At 68.7% G+C, this 17,374-nt stretch carries 20 protein-coding genes; 12 read left to right on the forward strand and 8 right to left on the reverse strand.

Annotation, left to right across the window (positions count from 1 at the left end; translation table 11 throughout):
- The 9 genes from ACXJJV_RS05950 to ACXJJV_RS05990 all read left to right on the forward strand — a co-directional run.
- Positions 1-379 (forward strand): hypothetical protein (locus ACXJJV_RS05950; protein WP_456467269.1); only part of this gene is annotated, 379 nt, incomplete at its 5' end.
- 5 nt (positions 380-384) lie between these two features.
- Positions 385-1,338: a radical SAM protein gene (locus tag ACXJJV_RS05955; protein WP_456467270.1), complete on the forward strand. Its 954-nt coding sequence runs from the start codon at positions 385-387 to the stop codon at positions 1,336-1,338.
- Between the two features lie 13 nt (positions 1,339-1,351).
- Positions 1,352-1,945 carry an adenylate kinase family protein gene (locus tag ACXJJV_RS05960; protein WP_456467271.1) on the forward strand — a complete coding sequence of 198 codons (594 nt, stop codon included), beginning with the start codon at positions 1,352-1,354 and terminating at the stop codon, positions 1,943-1,945.
- On the forward strand, positions 1,935-2,882 hold the full coding sequence (locus tag ACXJJV_RS05965) for a DapH/DapD/GlmU-related protein (protein WP_456467272.1): 948 nt from the start codon (positions 1,935-1,937) through the stop codon (positions 2,880-2,882). Before ACXJJV_RS05960 ends, ACXJJV_RS05965 begins: the two co-directional genes overlap by 11 nt.
- Positions 2,883-2,895: 13 nt before the next feature.
- On the forward strand, positions 2,896-3,507 hold the full coding sequence (pdxT, locus tag ACXJJV_RS05970) for a pyridoxal 5'-phosphate synthase glutaminase subunit PdxT (RefSeq protein ID WP_456467273.1): 612 nt from the start codon (positions 2,896-2,898) through the stop codon (positions 3,505-3,507).
- 14 nt (positions 3,508-3,521) lie between these two features.
- A complete protein-coding gene (locus ACXJJV_RS05975; protein WP_456467274.1) occupies positions 3,522-4,466 on the forward strand; it encodes a class II glutamine amidotransferase domain-containing protein in 945 nt (314 codons plus the stop codon).
- Complete coding sequence (locus ACXJJV_RS05980; protein WP_456467275.1) at positions 4,463-5,134, forward strand: GltB/FmdC/FwdC-like GXGXG domain-containing protein; 672 nt, start codon at positions 4,463-4,465, stop codon at positions 5,132-5,134. The genes ACXJJV_RS05975 and ACXJJV_RS05980 overlap by 4 nt, the downstream gene beginning before the upstream one ends.
- Positions 5,135-5,139: 5 nt before the next feature.
- A complete protein-coding gene (locus ACXJJV_RS05985) occupies positions 5,140-5,823 on the forward strand; it encodes a 7-cyano-7-deazaguanine synthase (RefSeq protein WP_456467276.1) in 684 nt (227 codons plus the stop codon).
- A gap of 42 nt (positions 5,824-5,865) precedes the next feature.
- Positions 5,866-7,083 (forward strand): class I SAM-dependent rRNA methyltransferase, encoded by a 1,218-nt coding sequence (locus tag ACXJJV_RS05990; RefSeq protein WP_456467277.1) that lies wholly within the window; start codon positions 5,866-5,868, stop codon positions 7,081-7,083.
- Here the strand turns inward: ACXJJV_RS05990 and ACXJJV_RS05995 are convergent.
- From ACXJJV_RS05995 to ACXJJV_RS06020, 6 genes are read right to left on the reverse strand one after another with little or no spacing between them, the layout of a single operon-like run.
- Positions 7,080-8,486, reverse strand: coding sequence for a glycosyltransferase 87 family protein (locus tag ACXJJV_RS05995; protein WP_456467278.1), 1,407 nt, complete (start codon positions 8,484-8,486; stop codon positions 7,080-7,082). The genes ACXJJV_RS05990 and ACXJJV_RS05995 overlap by 4 nt on opposite strands.
- 5 nt (positions 8,487-8,491) lie before the next feature.
- On the reverse strand, positions 8,492-9,433 hold the full coding sequence (locus ACXJJV_RS06000; protein ID WP_456467288.1) for a malate dehydrogenase: 942 nt from the start codon (positions 9,431-9,433) through the stop codon (positions 8,492-8,494).
- A gap of 22 nt (positions 9,434-9,455) precedes the next feature.
- The gene (gene argF, locus ACXJJV_RS06005; protein ID WP_456467279.1) at positions 9,456-10,388 is read right to left on the reverse strand and encodes an ornithine carbamoyltransferase; all 933 of its coding nucleotides are present in this window, start codon (positions 10,386-10,388) and stop codon (positions 9,456-9,458) included.
- On the reverse strand, positions 10,385-11,740 hold the full coding sequence (purD, locus tag ACXJJV_RS06010; RefSeq protein ID WP_456467280.1) for a phosphoribosylamine--glycine ligase: 1,356 nt from the start codon (positions 11,738-11,740) through the stop codon (positions 10,385-10,387). Before purD ends, argF begins: the two co-directional genes overlap by 4 nt.
- Positions 11,718-12,263, reverse strand: coding sequence for an orotate phosphoribosyltransferase (gene pyrE, locus ACXJJV_RS06015; RefSeq protein WP_456467281.1), 546 nt, complete (start codon positions 12,261-12,263; stop codon positions 11,718-11,720). Before pyrE ends, purD begins: the two co-directional genes overlap by 23 nt.
- Positions 12,263-12,778 carry a CDP-2,3-bis-(O-geranylgeranyl)-sn-glycerol synthase gene (locus tag ACXJJV_RS06020; RefSeq protein ID WP_456467282.1) on the reverse strand — a complete coding sequence of 172 codons (516 nt, stop codon included), beginning with the start codon at positions 12,776-12,778 and terminating at the stop codon, positions 12,263-12,265. Before ACXJJV_RS06020 ends, pyrE begins: the two co-directional genes overlap by 1 nt.
- A 28-nt stretch (positions 12,779-12,806) precedes the next feature.
- Between ACXJJV_RS06020 and tes the strand changes: the two genes are divergently transcribed.
- Positions 12,807-14,324: a tetraether lipid synthase Tes gene (gene tes, locus ACXJJV_RS06025; protein ID WP_456467283.1), complete on the forward strand. Its 1,518-nt coding sequence runs from the start codon at positions 12,807-12,809 to the stop codon at positions 14,322-14,324.
- Positions 14,317-15,075, forward strand: coding sequence for an SIR2 family NAD-dependent protein deacylase (locus ACXJJV_RS06030; protein WP_456467284.1), 759 nt, complete (start codon positions 14,317-14,319; stop codon positions 15,073-15,075). The genes tes and ACXJJV_RS06030 overlap by 8 nt, the downstream gene beginning before the upstream one ends.
- Before the next feature lie 45 nt (positions 15,076-15,120).
- Here the strand turns inward: ACXJJV_RS06030 and ACXJJV_RS06035 are convergent, their stop codons facing one another.
- Positions 15,121-15,819, reverse strand: a complete 699-nt coding sequence (locus ACXJJV_RS06035) for a 6-hydroxymethylpterin diphosphokinase MptE-like protein (protein ID WP_456467285.1) — start codon at positions 15,817-15,819, stop codon at positions 15,121-15,123.
- 15 nt (positions 15,820-15,834) lie between these two features.
- Between ACXJJV_RS06035 and argC the strand changes: the two genes are divergently transcribed.
- A complete protein-coding gene (argC, locus tag ACXJJV_RS06040) occupies positions 15,835-16,866 on the forward strand; it encodes an N-acetyl-gamma-glutamyl-phosphate reductase (protein ID WP_456467286.1) in 1,032 nt (343 codons plus the stop codon).
- On the opposite strand, the gene ACXJJV_RS06045 is transcribed toward argC, so the two are convergent.
- On the reverse strand, positions 16,863-17,374 hold a 512-nt coding region (locus ACXJJV_RS06045), incomplete at its 5' end, for a V4R domain-containing protein (RefSeq protein ID WP_456467287.1). The genes argC and ACXJJV_RS06045 overlap by 4 nt on opposite strands.

The raw sequence follows: 17,374 nt of genomic DNA on the forward strand, positions 1-17,374 counted from the left end.
GCTGCGCGGGGAGCGTCGGTTCGTCGCCGTGGGTACGCCCGTCGACGACCTGTACTTCAACCTCCGGTGCGGCATGGAGGCCGGGATCGACTTCGGGATCCGGGCTCAGATGTCCTCGATCTTCACGCACATGGACCCGGACTACCTTGTCATCGCCCACAACCCGGTACGTCGGCTGCGGGGCCGTCCTCGGGAGCGGTTTAAGTACACGCTGCGCCGGCACTCCCCCGACCTCCGCCGCGTGATCGTGCTGGAGGACGTCGTTCGGAACGAGGATTTCGCCCGGGCGTACCGGGAGTTGGGCCGGGAGCTCCCGGACGCGTTTGAGTTCCTGCGCTCGGACGAGGTGGAGGACCTGATCGAGCTGCTGCGGGAGTGAGAGTCGTGCTCACGGGGCGAACCCGGGACCCGGAGCGGCTCGCGGCCGGTCTGCGCCGGCTCGGCTGGCGGGTACGGGACGAGGGGGGCCGGGTGATCGCGGTCTCCCCGGCGGGTCAGCAGGTGGAGATCCGGGACTCGGGCGAGCTGAGGATCACGGGGCGGGGGGAGGACTCCGCCGCCCGCACCCTGGTGAAGCTCGCCCGCAAGCTGGGCGTGGAGGTGGAGGTCAAGTCCCTGGAGAGCGGTCCCCGGCGCCCGCTCGTGTACGGGCCCGTGCCCTCGCGCCGCCTGGGCCGGTCCCTGGGGATCGACCTGCCTCGAGGGGTCTGCACGCAGGACTGCGAGTACTGCAGCGTGGGGGTGCTCAAGCGCGCGTCCCCGCGCGAGCGCTTCGAGGTCGACCCGGTCCCGCTCGCGAGGGAGCTTCGGGCCGCCCTGAGGGAGTGTCGACCGGACGCCGTGACCCTGGCCGGGGTGGGGGAGCCGACCCTGTGCGCCAACCTGGGCGAGGTGGTGGAGGAGATCGCCCCGTTGGTCGAGCGGGCCGGCGCCGAGCTGGTCCTGCTGACCAACTCGACCTGGGTCTCCGAGTGCCCGCCGGAGGTGGATCGAATCATCGCGAGCCTGGACTGCGCCCGGGAGGGCCTGTACCGGCGGATCAACCGCCCGCATCCCGACCTGTCCCTGGATCACCTGGTGCGGCAGCTGGAGCGCGTCTCGGAGGACGTCACGGTGGAGGTGCTGCTGTGTCGGGTGGGCCGGGTTACCAACGCGGGGGCGGGGCACGTGCGGGAGCTGGCGGGGTTGCTGTCGGAGATCGGCGTCCGGGAGGTGCAGCTGAACACGGTCTCGCGTCCGCCCGCCCGGGGCCGCGCGGAGGCGGTCGGTGCGGGGGAGCTCGCGCGGGCGGAGCGGATCTTCCGGGATGAGGGGTTCCGCGTGGAGGTGTACCGGTAGGTGGGTGGTGCCGGTGAAGGTGGCGATCACGGGAACGCCGGGCGTCGGGAAGACGACCGTGGGCCGGGTGCTGCGGCGGAAAGGGTACGACGTGCTGCACCTGAACCGGGTGGCCCGCGAGCTCGGTGCGCTGCTGGAGGAGGATGAGGAGCGGCAGGCGCGCGTGGTGGACGTGCACGCGCTGGAGCGGTACGTGCGGGAGTGGGAGCCGGGGTCCGATCCGGCGTTCGTGGAGTCGCACTACGCGCACCTCATGCCGGTGGACCTGGTCGTCGTGCTGCGGTTGCATCCGAGGGAGCTGGAGCGGCGGCTGCGGGAGAAGGGGTACTCTCCGCGTAAGATCTCGGAGAACCTGGAGGCGGAGTTCGTGGGGGTCTGCTACGGGGAGGCGGTGGAGGTTAGGTCCGGCGGGTTTCCGGCGAGGCCACCGAGGGACGTGATTCAGCTGGACGTGACGGGCCTGAGCCCGGAGGAGGCGGCGGAGCGGGTGTTGGAGGCGGTGGAGTCCCGGGAGGGGGACGAGGTGGACTGGCTCGCGGACGAGGAGGCGCAGCGCGTGATCGAACGGTACCTGCCGTACCGGGAGGGGGGTGAGGATGAGGGGTAAGGAAGAGCGGCTGCGCCCGCTGCGGGAGGACGACAAGTACCGTCACCCGGCCGTGCTGGACGAGGGGGTCCGGATCATCGGTGACAACCTGGCCGACGTGACCGCGGAGATCGGCGCGCACGCGGAGATCGGGCCGGGCGTGGTGATCCGTCGGAAGGCGGCCATCTACGGGTTCTGTCGGGTGTTCGACTCGGACGTGGGGGAGCGCGCCAGCGTGTCCCCGTTCTCCGTGGTGCGGGCCGAGGTGGGGAACGACGCGTTCATCGGGGACGGCTCGCTGGTGGGCGTGTTCGGCGGGGAGCGGGCGGTGCTGGGTTACGACTGCTTCATCGGCATGCGGTCGGTGATTCACGGGGGCGTGCGCGTGGGTGAGGGCGTGGTCGTGGGGGCCGGCTCGGTGGTGGAGGAGGACGTGGAGGACTACACCGTGGTGATGGGTCGGCCCGCGGAGTACGCCGGTGAGGTGGTGAGGGTTAGCGGGAACGCGTTCGTGGGCGGGGAGGAGACGGTCGCTCAGGTCCGGGCGGTCACCCGGGGTGAGGACAGCGGGTGGGAGACCGTGGGGCTCGTGGACTCGGTCGGGGTCAACCTCAGCGTGATTACGTGGGATCGGGACCTGCTGGAGCGACTCCTGCGGCTGCTGGGGAGGTTCCGGGGTGAGGTGGACTGGGGCGAGTTCGAGGTGGAAAACGTGAAATTTTACGGGGTGGCGGCCTCCTCGCGCCGCCCCCCGGAGCGCGTGGTGGACCGCGTGCGAGAACTGCTGCTGGAGGGGCACGAGAGGCTCGTCGCGTGCATCCTGGACTGCCCCAAACGGTACGGTCGCGACGTGGTGGTGCGGAGCGGCCGGCTGAGCGACGAGGCCGTGACGGGCCCGCTCCGCGCCCGCGGCTCGCGGTACTACCGTCGGACCGAGGAGGGTCTGAGCGTGATCTAGGGGGATGGTCGTCGTGAGGGTCGCCGTGGTGGCCGTTCAGGGCGACGTGGAGGAGCACGAGTGGGCGCTGAAGCGCGCCGGGGAGGAGCTGGGCGAGGACGTGGAGGTGGTCTGGGCGCGGTACCCCGAGGACCTGGAGGGCGTGGACGCGGTCGTGTTGCCGGGCGGGGAGAGTACCACCATCGGGAGGCTGCTGGAGCGCCACGGGCTCGTCAAGCCGCTGCTGGAGCTGTCGGAGTCCGAGGTCCCGTTCCTGGGCACCTGCGCCGGCATGGTGCTGATGGCGCGGGAGGTCGTGCCGCAGGCGCACCCGGGAACCGAGGTGGACGTCGAGCAACCCCTGCTGGGCCTCATGGACGTCCGGGTGGTGCGGAACGCGTTCGGGCGGCAGCGCGAGTCCTTCGAGGTGGACCTCGAGATCGAGGGGCTGGAGGGAGGGGAGTTCCGGGCCGTCTTCATCCGGGCTCCCGCGGTGGACGAGATCCTCTCCGACGACGTGCGGGTGCTGGCCGAGTACGGTGATCACGCCGTGGCCGTGGAGCAGGACCACCTGCTGGCCACCGCGTTCCACCCGGAGCTGACGGACGATCCCCGGCTCCACGCTTACTTCCTGGAAAAAGCGTGACGGGAGTGGCGGCGTTGGCGTGCGGGATCGCCGGGATCGTGCTGCCCGAGCCCGGCTCGGTCGGTCACCTGCTGACCGAGATGCTGGACGCGATGCAGCACCGGGGGCCCGACTCCGCCGGGTACGGGATCTACCGGGACACGGACGCCACGATCCTCATCCTGGAGCTGCCCGCCGACGAGGAACGCGACCTACTCTCCGACGTGGAGCGCTGCCTCGGCCCCGACCGGAAGGTGACCCGGATCGAACGGCTGGCCGAGGACGGAGGCACGATCGTGTACCGGGTCTTCGTGGACGGCATCCCCACGGGCGCGAGCGGGCAGCGGGAGCTCGCCGAGGTAACCCGCAGGATCGAGGACGAGGCCGGCATCACCGTGCTCAGCGCGGGCCAGGGGTTCGAGATCCTCAAGGACGTGGGCAAGGCCGTGGAGGTCTCCTCCCAGTACGGGGTGGAGAACCTGGAGGGAACGCACGGGATCGGGCACGTGCGCTTCTCCACCGAGTCCGTGGTCGACCGGTACCACGCCCACCCGTTCCAGAGCTACCTCGTCCCGAACATCGCCGTGGTGCACAACGGCCAGATCACCAACTACTACTCCATCCGGGAGCTCCTGGAGGCGAAGGGGTACCGGTTTAAGACCGAGAACGACTCCGAGTGCATCGTCGTCTACGTCGCGGACAAGCTCATGAATGGGTACTCCCTGGAGGAGGCCATGGAGGAGGCCATCCGGGAGCTAGACGGCCCGTTCTGCTTCATCATCAGCACCCCGGACGCCATCGCCGTCGCCCGCGACCCGCTCGGCCTCCGGCCCGGCGTCATCGGCTATGGCCGGGACGACACGATCGGAATCTCCTCCGAGGAGGTCGCCCTGCGCCGGATCTTCGGGGAGGAGATCGAAGGCATCGGCCAGATCGAGCCCGGGGAGTACGAGGTCTTCGAGGTGGGGGGTCGCTGGTGAGGGAGAAGGTCATCAACTGCAAGGGTAAGGAGCCGCGAGACATCAACAGCGCCCTGAAGACCCACGCCCCCGAGTACGACCGGATCATCCTGAAGAACCCGGGCGCCAAGCACTACATCGCCGCCGGGCTGACCGAGGAGGTTGAGGTCGTCATCGAGGGCAGCGTCGGGTACTACGTCGGCACCATGATCCACGGACCCAGGATCCTCGTCCAGGGTAACGCGGGCTGGTACCCCGGGGACAACGTCACTAAGGGCGAGATCATCATCGAAGGGCACGCCGGAGACGGCGTGGGCCAGGGCATGTACGGCGGCACCGTCGTCGTCCGCGGCGACGCGGGCTCCCGCGTCGGGCAGATCATGAAGAACGGCACCGTGATCATCGGCGGAGACGTGGAGATCATGACCGGGATGTACATGATGGGAGGCACGATCATCGTGCTCGGCGACGCGGGCACCTACACCGGCGAGAGCATGCTCCGCGGCGAGATCTACGTCCTGGGCGAGGTGGAGGACCTGGGCAAGAACGCCAAGGCCGTGGAGCCGGACGAGGAGGACGTCGAGAGGGTCCACGAGCTGGTGAAGAAGTACGACTTCGACGTGACCCGCGACGACCTCCGCTCCCTCACCAAGATCGTGCCCAAGGAAAAGCGCCCCTTCTACGGGTAGCCCCCATGCCCACCGTCGTCATCCTCTGCAGCGGGGGCCTGGACTCCAGCGTCGCCGCCCAGTGGGCGGCCGACGAGCTGGACGGGGATCGCATCTGCCTGTTCATCGACTACGGGCAGCGGAACGCCCCCGTGGAGCGACGCGCGGCCGAGCGGATCGCGGACGCGATCGGCGCCGAATTCCTCGCGCTCGGCGCCTTCTGGCTCCGGAGGCTCTGCCCGGACAACCCCCTATTCGGCGGTCCACCGACCGAGCCACCACGCGACCTCTCCACCCACTGGCTCCCCGCCCGCAACTGGAACCTGCTCGGGATCGCCGCGGCCCTGTGCGACCGCCTCTACCTTCAGGGCGAGGACGACGAGTTTCACATCGTCTGGGGCATCAACGCGGAGGAGGCGCGACGGTTCCCCGACAACTCCAAGGCGTTCGCCAGGGCCGCGGCCCGGGCCCTACGCACCGGTCTCCCCTCGCGACCGAGACTCCACAGCCCGCTCGCGGACCTGGAGAAGCCCGACATCGTCCGGCTCGGGGCCCGGCTCGACGCCCCCATGGAGCACTCCGTGAGCTGCTACCGGCCCGAGTGGAGGAACGGCCGGCCCGTGCACTGCGGGGAGTGCGAATCCTGCCGCCACCGAAGGCGCGCCTTCCGAGAGGCCGGGGTGGAGGACCCGACCGAGTACGCCCGATAGCGGGGGAGTGCCCCCATTCCCCGACGCGGCAGGCCACCCACCGTGGTCGTGGACCGACGCGCCCGGGAGGCGATCCGATCGGGCGCCCTCTCCGTCTTCGCCCCCGCCGTGAGAAGGATCCGGGGCCGGTTCCGTCCCGGGGACGTCGTCCGCGTCGAGACGGGCAGCGGGGAGCTGCTGGGCCACGCCTTCGCCCAGGCCTCGGACCGGGACATCCGCAGCGGCCGCTCCCCCGGCATCGTCGCCCGGATTTTCGACCCGCGGGGCGAGTACCCCGACCGCTCCCCCGACGAGATCGTGCTGGAGAGGATCCGGGAGCGGTACCGGGAGCGGAAGCGCTGGCGCGTGGACCGGCACCGGAACCACATGCGGGTCGTGTTCTCGGAGGCGGACGCCCTCCCGGGCCTGATCATCGACAAGTTCAACGACCTGGCCGTGTTCCAGACGACGTGCCCCGCGATGGAACGGATCGTCCTCCGGCACGCCGAGGAGCTGCTGGAGATCCTGGACGTCGAGACGCTGTACGAGAAGAACGACTCCCGGAAGCGCCGCCAGCTGGGCATGGAGGTGAGGAGACGGACCGTCGCCGGCGAGGACCGCTCCTCCACGATCGTGGAGGAGTACGGCGTGAGGTTCCACGTGGACGTCGAGCGAGGGCAGAAGACCGGGTTCTACATCGACCAGGTGGAGAACCGGGGCGAGGTGCAGCGGCTCGTGAGGGAGGGAGACCGGGTCCTGGACGTGTTCTCCTACGTGGGCGGGTTCGCCATCCACGCGGCCGTGGGCGGCGCGGAAGAGGTCGTCGGGATCGAGAAGTTCGACCGGATCGTGGAGGCCGCGTACGAGAACGCCACGCTGAACGAGGTGAGAGACCGGGTGAAGTTCCTGATCGGCGACGCGTTCGCCCTACTGGAGCGGCTCGAGCGCCGGGGCGAGCGGTTCGACGTGGTGATCCTCGATCCACCCGCCTTCGTCACCTCCCGCGAGCACCTCGAGCGGGGCAAGCGGGCCTACTTCGACGTGAACTACAAGGCCCTGGGACTGGTCCGGGACGGCGGCCTGTTCGTCACCTGCTCCTGCAGCCACTTCCTCGAGCCGGACGACTTCGTCCGGATCGTGTCCGAAGCGGCCCGGCGCCGGGGCCTCCGGCTGCGCATGCTGGGTCCCCTACGGGGCCAGCCACCCTGCCACCCGATCGTGCCCGGCAACCCCGACACCCAGTACCTCAAGGCCATGTTCTGCACCGTGGAGAGGACCTAGAAGAACGCCAGGTAAACCGCGAACGCGAACGCCGGCAGCGCGAAGGCGACCAGCAACGGGTGCAGCGGCCAGTCGTGCGGCCGCTCCCTCGGCTCCGCCGGGTTCCGCGCCCATCGGACCAGGTCGGCGAAGACCCAGGCGACCACCGCGACGTAGGAGATCACCACGATCGCCCCGGTGATGTGCATGTGATCGTACCAGACCTGAAAGAGGTGCGGAGACGTCTCCCTCATCCAATGGGCCTTTTCCAGCTCTCGCTGCGGGAACAGGATCAGCTGGAGGGCCGGGTACCACCTTACATCCTCCGGCACGAACACCTCCCGGTCCAGCACGGGGGCCGGGAGCATGTTGAACGTGTAGACGAACGGGAGCAGGTTCAGCAGCCCGAACCGCCAGCTCGGGATGCACCAGCCCACGAACGGGAACAGCCAGACGAAGATCCACGTGAGGTAGTACGGGTTTCCGACCTTGGTCGTCAGCGCGAACCAGGCGCCGAGCAGCGCGCAGGTTCCCCAGAGCGCGAACCTCGAACCCGCCCTCTCGATCAGCGTACGCACGAGCTCGCCCCGACGCCTCCACATCCACCAGAACAGCGCGGCGAACCCGACGGTCATTACAATTCCGGAGAGTTTACCGAGCAGGAAGGACCATCTCGACACGTGCCACCGGCTCAGCAGGATGGGGACGTAGAACGGTGTCAGGTCCTGGGGCAGCCTCCTCATGTGGAACAGGAACACCTGCTCCATGAAGGCTCTGGGGTCCGAGAGGAAGAACGGCAGCCATAGGGCGGCTATCACGCCCGCGAAGGCCGTCAGGAACCTCACCACGTGACCCTTGCCGCGATGTACGCGCAGCAGTATAGACATCGGGACCGCCAGGGTCGCGGGCACGTACTTGAAGCTCGAGGCGAGGGCCAGCAGGGTTCCGGCGGCGGCCGGTCGGCGTTCCAGCAGGACCATCGCCGACAGGGTCATCGCGAGCGCGATCATGGTGTCGAACTGGTAGCCCCAGATCACCATCCCGGCGGGGATGGAGAGGGCGACCCACTGAACGGTGGGCCACTCGAACCTCTGCAGGAGGAGTATCAGCGTGGCCAGGTACGACGCGATGATGGGGATCTTCAGGAAGAAAATGAACTCCCACAGTTTCACGTCCAGATGCAGGGCGTGCAGGAGGTACCGGTACGATACGTAGTACAGGACGGCCAACGGTGGGTAATGCACCTTCTCGCACAGCGAGTAGACGCTGAATATCCCGTACGACATGGAGACGTAGAACCACTCCTCGAAGTAATGCACGTCGTACCAGTTGATCATCTTGGAGGCTGTGAGAAGGTAGAATGAGGTGAGGCCGGCCAGCGTGAGGAGGATGGCCAGCCGCTCCCGGGCTTCCCGGTGCCCCATGCCGGTCACTCCTCGATTACTTTCAGCGCCTCCCGGGTCGCCCTTTTCACGACCTTAACGGACCGCTTGAACGCCTCGATCTCCCGCTCGTCCAGCTTGATGGGGACGATTTCCAGGATCCCCTCCCGACCCAGCCGGGCCGGCACCCCGATGCAGACGTCTCGGACCCCGGCGATCTCCCCGTCCAGGTAAGCCGAAACGGTCAGCACGCGGCGCTCGTCCTGCAGGATCGTTCTCACGAGGTTCGCGATCGCCTGGGCGGGGCCGAACTGCGACCCTCCCCAGGTCTCGATAATCCTCTGCCCGGCGGTCTTCACCTCCTCCACCGCCTTGTCGACGTCGAAGTCCTCCCAGCCCGGCATGCGGGTGATCGGGATCCCTCCGATGCTGGTGGAGCTGATGACGGGGACCATGGTGTCCCCGTGCTCTCCGATGATCCGCGTGTGCACCTCGCTCATGTGCACGTTGAAGTGCTCGGCGATGATCACCTTGAACCGCATCGAGTCCAGGTGCGTGCCCAGGCCCAGCACCCGGTGGCGATCCAGCCCGGAGACCCGGAGGGCGACGTAGGTCAGCACGTCCACCGGGTTCGTGACCATGAGGATGATCGCGTCCGGGTTCTCCTCCCCGATCCCCTCCAGGTACTTCCTCACGATCCCCGCGTTGTCCTTGGTGAGGTCGAGCCGGGTCTGGCCCGGCTTTCGGGGCACCCCGGCCGCCATGACGATGAGATCCGCGTCCGCGTAGTCCTCGAACCTGTGTCCGATCGTGATCTCCGCGTCCTTCTGCGCGGCGGCGAGCGAGTCCAGGATGTCGCGTCGAAGCCCCTTGAGCCGCTCCACGCTCCTCTTTCGGGCGATGAGCGCCACCTCGCTGACGCAGTCGAGCATGGCCAGACGGGCCGCGGTGGTGGAACCCACCCGCCCCGTGGCCCCGATGACCGCCACCTTGGCCAACGGAGGGCCCCCGTTATCGGAGCAGTAGGGAGAGCACGGCCTTCTGGACGTGCAGCCTGTTCTCCGCCTGATCGTAGATCACGCTGCGCTCGGAGTCCGCGACCTCGTCCGTCATCTCGTACCCGCGCTGGATGGGCATGCAGTGCATGACGATCGCGTCCTCCGGCGCGTGCGAGAGTAGCTCCTCGTTGACCTGGTACGGTCGAAAGGCCCGAAGGCGCTCCTCCCGCTCGTCCTCATCCCCCATGCTCACCCACACGTCCGTGTAGATCACGTCCGCATCCCGCACGGCCTCCTCCGGGTCCCGGACGATCCTCACCTCGGCCCCGTACTCCTCCGCCCGACGCTCCACCTCCCGCCAGACCCGCTCGGGGCACTCGTACCCCTCCGGGACGGAGTGCACGAAGTCCCATCCCAGGGTGACGCAGGCCAGCGCCAGGGAGGAGCAGACGTTGTTCCCGTCCCCCACGAACACGACCGTGTGGGGGCCCCGGCCGAGCTTCTCCCAGATCGTGAACACGTCGGTCAGCGCCTGGCACGGGTGCTCCAGGTCGCTCAACCCGTTGATGACCGGGATGGAGGCGTGGCGGGCGAACTCCTCCAGGTCCTCGTGCCGCCGCGCCCGGATCATGACCCCGTCCAGGTACCGGCTCATGACGGCGGCCGTGTCCTTGATCGCCTCTCCCCGACCGAGCTGCAGCTCCCGGTAGGTGTACGTGAAGGCCTGGCCGCCCAGCTGGTGCATCGCGACCTCGAACGAGATCCGGGTGCGCGTCGAGGGCTTCTCGAACACGAGGCCGAGCGTCCGACCCTCCAGGACCGGAACGACGCGCTCGCCCGCGAGGTAACGCTCCTTGAACATCCGCGCGACCCGAAGCACCGTCTCCACGTCCTCCCGATCGAGGTCCGAGATGGAGAGCAGATGGTCGATCTCGAGCCGCTTCAAGACCCACCCTGCCCCCGGATCCGCTCCATGCGGCGCACCCGCTTCCGCACCGTCTCCGGCTTGCCGATGTCGGACCGGTGCCGGATCCTCTCCCCGCTCACGCACTCCCGGATCGCGCGCTCCGCGGCCTCCTCCGCCTCCTCCAGGCGCTCCCCGATCCCCACGATCGCGACCGCGCGCGAGGAGGTCATCGTGATCGTGCCGTCCTCCTCCAGGTTCACGGACGCGTAGTACGGGATCGCGTTGAGCCGGTGAATGCACTCCTCGTCCACCTCGATCGGCTCACCCTCACCCTCGGAGGACTCCGGGTACCCCTCCGGCACCACGTACTTGCAGACCGTGGCGCGCTCCAGGAACTCCACGTCCCCCTCCATCGAGCCCTCGGCGATCGAGGCGTGCAGCGTGACCAGGTCGCCCTCCGCGATCGGCAGGATGTTCATCGCCTCAGGATCACCGTACCGGCAGTTGAACTCGATCACCACGGGTCCGTCCGCCGTCAGCATGAACTGACCGTAGAGCACGCCCCGGTACGGCTCACCCGTCTCCTTCCGGATCGCCTCAACCGTCCGCTCCAGGATCCGCACGGACTCCTCGTACTCCTCCCGGGACAGGAACGGCAGCAGCCCGTCCGGGCACGAGTACGAGCCCATCCCGCCGGTGATGGGCCCCTCATCGCCCTCGTAGGCGTGCGGGTGGTCCTGCACGGCCGGCGTGGGAAGTACCTTCCGTCCATCCGTGTACACCTGGATGGTGTACTCCTCGCCCACACACCTTTCCTCGATCACCACCCGGGGCAGCCCGCCGATCTCCCGCTCGAAGATCTCCCGCACGTACTCCTTCGCCTCGTCCAGGTTCCGCAGGTGCTCTCCCACCACCTTGACGCCCTTACCGCCGGTCAGCCCGGCCGGCTTCACCGCCACCGGCTTGCCCAGCTCGTCGATGAACTCGCAGGCCTCGTCCGGGTCCTCGAACACCCCGAACTCCGGGTAAGCCTCGATCCCGTGCTCCCTCATCAGCCGGCGGGCGAACCCCTTGTCCCACTCGATCCGGGCCGGACCCCGCTTGGGACCGAACGTGGGTATCCCCTCCTCCTCCAGCCGATCCGCGACCCCCTCCGCCAGCGGGTCTTCGGGCCCGATCACCGCCAGGTCCACGCCCCACCGCACGGCCGCCCTGGCCACCGCGTCCACGTCCGTCGGATCACCCACTTCGTAGTCCTCGGAGAGCCGAATCAGGCCCGGGTTGCGGTTCCCCAGGAACGCGTACAGCTCCACGTCCTCGTCCGGCGCCCCGCACAGCGCCTCCGCGATCGCGTGCTCCCGGGCCCCGCTACCCACGATCATCACCTTCACCGCTCCTCAACCCCCGCAGATCCTCGGCCGTCAGCACGCTCCTCAGCCGAATCCCTCGCTCTTTAAGCGCTTCCTCCGCGCCCTCCCGACGGTCCACGACCACCACCGCGTCCCTCACCTCGCCACCCTCCTCCTCCACCGCCTCCGCCGCCTCCAGCAGGGAGCCGCCCGTCGTCGCCACGTCGTCCACCAGCACCACCCGACGCCCTTCCACCTCCCCCACGATCCGCTCCTCCCGACCGTACCCCTTCCGCCGCTTCCGAACGATGGCCATCTCCCGTCCCGTCTTCACCGACAGCACCGATACGAGCGGAACCGCGCCCAGCTCCGGGCCCGCCACGACCTCCCCCTCCGGCAGGACCTCCGCCAGCGCGTCCGTCAGCGCGTCCAGCACCTCGGGGCGCGTGCAAGCCTCCTTGATGTCCACGTAGTAATCGCTGCGACGCCCGGAGGAGAGCACGAAGTCACCGAACTTCAGCGCCCCCACCTCCAGGAGCAACCGCGCGAGCCGTTCCCGATCCATCACCACGGCACCTCCTTCAACCGCAGTAGGTAGCCGATGGCGTTGGTCAACCAGTGCAGGGCGAGCGTGAGAACCGCCAGGACCGCGATCAACCGGGCCGCCGGGACCCACCCGTACACCAGGTGATGCAGCAGGAGCGCCCCGGCGAAGAAGTCCAGCTGGTCCAGGACCGGGGCCGGCGCCCCGCGCTCGAGGCCGACCCGCCGCTTGATGAAGCTCCCGACCGCGTCCCCCACCATCGCCCCAAACCCCAGCACGGCCCCCTCCATCCACCGACCCGGGTCTCCCACCGCGAGCCCCTCAGCGAGCCCCGTCAGCGCCCCCGCCAGCGTCCCCACGCAGAAACCGCGCACGGTTACCCCGTCACCCAGCACGCGGCGTCCGTCGGAAAGCTTTTTACCAAAATCCAGCGGCGCACCGCCTCCGAACAGGCAGGCGCTAACGTTGGCGACGTAAGCGGGAAGGATAAACCAAACGCCGCGAGCGAGTTCAGTTAGGGTCACACCCACCTCCATTTCACCATCCCCTCTTGGGGGTGCACTGGTGACCTCCGAGAACGGCGAGGTGTTGCGCGAGACGAAGAGCCTCTGCCCGGAGTGCTTGAAGGTCGTCCCCGCCCGCCTGGTTCGCACCGAGGACGACCGGGTGGAGATAGTTAAGGAGTGCCCTGAGCACGGCGAGTTCCGCGAGGTGGTGTGGTCCGACGCGGAGATGTTCGAGCGCGCCTTTAAGTACGAGCACAAGGGGCCCGGAATCGAGAACCCTCAAACCCGGTGCGACCGCGGCTGCCCCCTCAGCTGCGGGCTCTGCGAGCGCCACCTCAGCACGACCGCCCTCGGCATCATCGACGTGACCAACCGCTGCAACCTCAACTGCCCCGTCTGCTTCGCCAACGCCGAGGCGAAGGGGTACGTGTACGAGCCCAGCCTCGAGCAGATCGAGGAGATGCTCGACCTGCTCCGGTCCGAGCGCCCCGTGAAGACCCCCGCCGTGCAGTTCGCCGGCGGCGAGCCCCTCGTCCGGGACGACATCCACGAGATCATCTCCGCGGCCGCCGAGCGCGGCTTTCACGTTCAGATCGCGACCAACGGCATCGAGTTCGCCCGCGATCCCGACCTCGCCGAGGACCTGAACGAGGCCGGGCTCAACGTGGTCTACCTGCAGTTCGACGGGCTCAAGCCCGAGATCTACGAGCGGATCCGCGGCAGCCGGAAGGTCCTGGAGCTCAAGAAGGAGGCGATCAAGAACCTCGAGCGCGCCGGCCTGTCCACCGTCCTCGTCCCCACCCTGGCCCGGGGCGTGAACGACGACCAGATCCGACCCATGCTCGACTTCGCCCGCGAGTACGAGGTCATCCGCGGGATCAACGTTCAGCCCATCTCCTTCACCGGTCGGACCCCCAGGGAGGAGCGCGAGCGGATGCGCATCACCATCCCCGACTTCGTCAGGCTCGTCGAGGAGCAGACCGACGGGCGCATCCCGGCCGACAGCTTCTACCCGGTCCCCACCGCCGCCAAGATCGCCCACCTGATCGGCCAACTGCACGGTCAACCCAAGCCCGAGTTCTCCGCTCACCCCATCTGCGGCGTCGCCACGTACCTGATCGAGGAGGACGGGTGGTACCGACCCATCACGGACTTCGTCGACCCGGACGCCTTCCTCGAGATGCTGGGGAAGGTGGTCAAGAAAGTGGGATCCCTGGAACGGCGCCGGGACCAGGCCAAGGCCGCCTGGATCGTCGCGAAGCACCTGCGCAGGGTCTTCAAGGGGATCACCGGCAAGCGGCGCCTCGCCCGCCTCGTCGTGGACGTGGTCACCAAGGGCACCTACGACGCCCTCTCCGAGTTCCACTGGAACGCCCTCCTGCTCGGCTGCATGCACTTCATGGACCCGTACAACTTCCAGACCGACCGCGTGCGACGCTGCGTGATCCACTACGCCACGCCGGACGGTCGAATCATCCCGTTCTGCGCTTACAACACCATCCACCGGGAGGAGGTGGAGAAAAAGTTCAGCGTACCCCTGGAGGAGTGGAAGCGGCGGAGGCGGGAGGATGAGTGAGATCGAGCGCGCCGCGCGGCTGATCCTCGAGGCCGACACCGTCGTCGCCCTCACCGGCGCCGGCGCCTCCGCCGACTCCGGCATCCCCACCTTCCGCGGCAAGGACGGGCTCTGGAACCGGTACGACCCACGAGAGCTCGCCACCCCGGAGGCCTTCGCCCGAGACCCGAAGAAGGTCTGGAAGTGGTACCTCTGGCGCCGTAAGAAGATCGCCGAGGCGGAGCCCAACGACGCGCACCGAGTTCTGGCGAGGATGGAGCGGGAGGGCCTCCTTAAGGCCGTGATCACGCAGAACGTGGACGGGCTGCACCAGCGCGCCGGCTCCCGCCGCGTGATCGAGCTGCACGGAAACATCTGGCGCGACGAGTGCGTCGGCTGCGATTACGAGCGGCTGAACGACCCCGAGCGCGGCGAAGGACTCGAGTACGACGAACTCCCTCCACGCTGCCCCGAGTGCGGCGAGCCGCTCCGACCCGGGGTCGTCTGGTTCGGTGAGCCCCTGCCCCCGGACGCCCTAATCCGGGCCGAGGAACTGTCCCGGGGCTGCGACGTGATGCTCGTCATCGGCACCTCCGGCGAGGTCCGGCCCGCCGCCGACCTTCCCCTGATCGCCCGACGGCACGGCGCCAGGCTGATCGAGATCAACCCCTCCGAGACCCAGCTCTCCCCCCACATGCACGTGCGCATCCGAGAGCGCGCCGCCCCGGCCATGCGCGAGCTCTGGAGGCAACTCCGGTCCGCGATGAGGTAACCCGGCGCCCCTGCTGACCGATGATGACACGGCACGAGGCCGAGCCTACACCAGCGGTACGACCTCCACCCCCAGATGCTCCCGCACCATCCCCACGATCCGCTCCCCCCACCGCAGCTTCCGCCGCTTGATTCGATCCGCCCGGAACACCCCGCGACCCTCCCGGGGCCTGGAGAACTCCGTGGTCAGATCCCCGAAGTCCATCCCAACGGTCAGCACCCGCCGCGCCCCGCGCCGGGCCGCCAGCACCACCGCCCGATCTCCGTCCGTGAACCCACCCGGGTTCACGAGCTCCCGACACGGCGGATCCACCTGACAGGTCCCGAGCACCCCCGCGTCCGCCAGCACCGGGACCCACCGCGCCAACCGCTCCACGTTGTCCCCGTGCGCGTGCACCACGGGCACGGCCCCCTCCTCCACCGCCATCAGCAGGAACTCGATCCTCCCATCCAGGTCCGTAACCACCACGTCCGGCACGATCCCCACCCGCAGCAGCGCCTCGCACGCCCCGTCCGCGGCGTACACCACCCGACCCTCCAACTCCCCCCGCACCTCCGGCAACCGACGGACCGACGGGCCGGCCCCCACCACGACCACCTCCCGAGCCACCGGCACGTCCCGAAGCCTCAGCCCCCGGCCCGCCAGCAGCTCGCACATCAGGATCGCGGCCAGTCGATCCTCGGACTCCTTAAATCCCAGGTCCCGGCGCACCTCCTCGATCACCTCCACCAGCGGATCGCCCAAGGGGGCCCGCACCCCGTGGTCGTCGTGGGCGTGATCGGCGCCTCCGGCTACACCGGCGGCGAGCTTCTAAGACTCCTAGCCCGTCACCCCGAGGTCGAGGAGGTCCGATACGCCACCTCCCGCCGGCTCGAGGGAGAACCCGTCTGGAAGGTGCACCCCAACCTCCGCGACGAGTACCCCGACCTCCGGTTCACCGACCCCGACCCGGCGGAGGTCGGCGAGGAGTGCGACGTCGTGTTCACCGCCGTCCCGCACACCGCCGCCATGGAGCTCGTCCCCGACCTCCTCGACGGCGGCGCCCTCGTCATCGACCTCAGCGCCGACTTCCGGTTCGACGACGTCGAGGAGTACGAGCGCTGGTACGGGGTCGACCACCGGGCCCCCGACCTCAACGAGCGGGCCGTGTACGGGCTACCCGAGCTCCACCGCGACGAGATTCGGAGGGCCGACCTCATCGCCAACCCCGGATGCTACCCGACCGGCGCGATCCTCGCCGCCGCCCCGATCGTGGAGGAGGGCCTGGCCGACGTGATCGTCTTCGACTCCAAGAGCGGGACCTCGGGCGCCGGCGCCAAACCCTCCCAGACGACCCACCACCCGGAGTGCGCGGAGGACCTCACCCCGTACAACCCCACCGACCACCGGCACCTCCCCGAGATCCGCCAGGAGCTGGGCAAGCTGGGCGACGTGGAGGTGCACTTCACCCCCCACCTGGCCCCGCTCGTCCGCGGCATCGAGACGACCGCTCACTGCCTCGGTGACGCGGAAATCGGGCCCGAAGAGCTCCGAGAGCTTTACGAGGATTACTACGAGAACGAGCCATTCATCCGTCTGTGCGAGGTCGGCGAGGCGCCACGGTTGTGGGCGGTGCGAGGCACCAACTACTGCGACATCGGTGTCTTCGCCGTGGGTGACGGCCGCATCGTCGTGGCCTCAGCCATCGACAACCTGACCAAGGGGGCCTCCGGACAGGCTATCCAGAACATGAACATCCGGATGGGGTTCGAGGAAACGGCCGGGCTGGGGGAGTTCGGGTACCACCCCTAACCGCTCGCCCGCTCCCGAACCATCTGCCTGACCCTCAGCTCCCCCTCCCTATCACCCTTCGGGACCAGGGCGAAGGAACAGCGATCGTCCCCCAGCCCCCAGCACGCGTACTCGATCGCGTAGTATCCCTCACCATTCACCTCGCTGACGATTCCCTCGATCAGACCAGCCTCCAGCGCGCACAGCGTCCGACCCACCTCCGGCGCCCCGGCGCACGAAACGCACTCGAAGACAGTGACGGTCTCGTACCCCCAATCCATCACCCGCTCATCCTCCCGCGTCTCCTCGCGGTTCACTACGACCCGACCGCATCCGATCTCCTCCAGCAGTCTGAGCCCCTCCTCAACGCTCGAGACGCCCTCCCTGCGAACGATTTCCCGACCCAGCCGCTCCGCCAGAATCCTCGCCTCGCCGTCCGCCTCCATGTCCCAAATGATGGATCTGACCACGAGGAACGCCAGCCGACTCACGCTCCCCGACCTCTCCCTATCCATCTCGATCAGGTCCT

Source organism: Methanopyrus sp. (assembly GCF_053997775.1).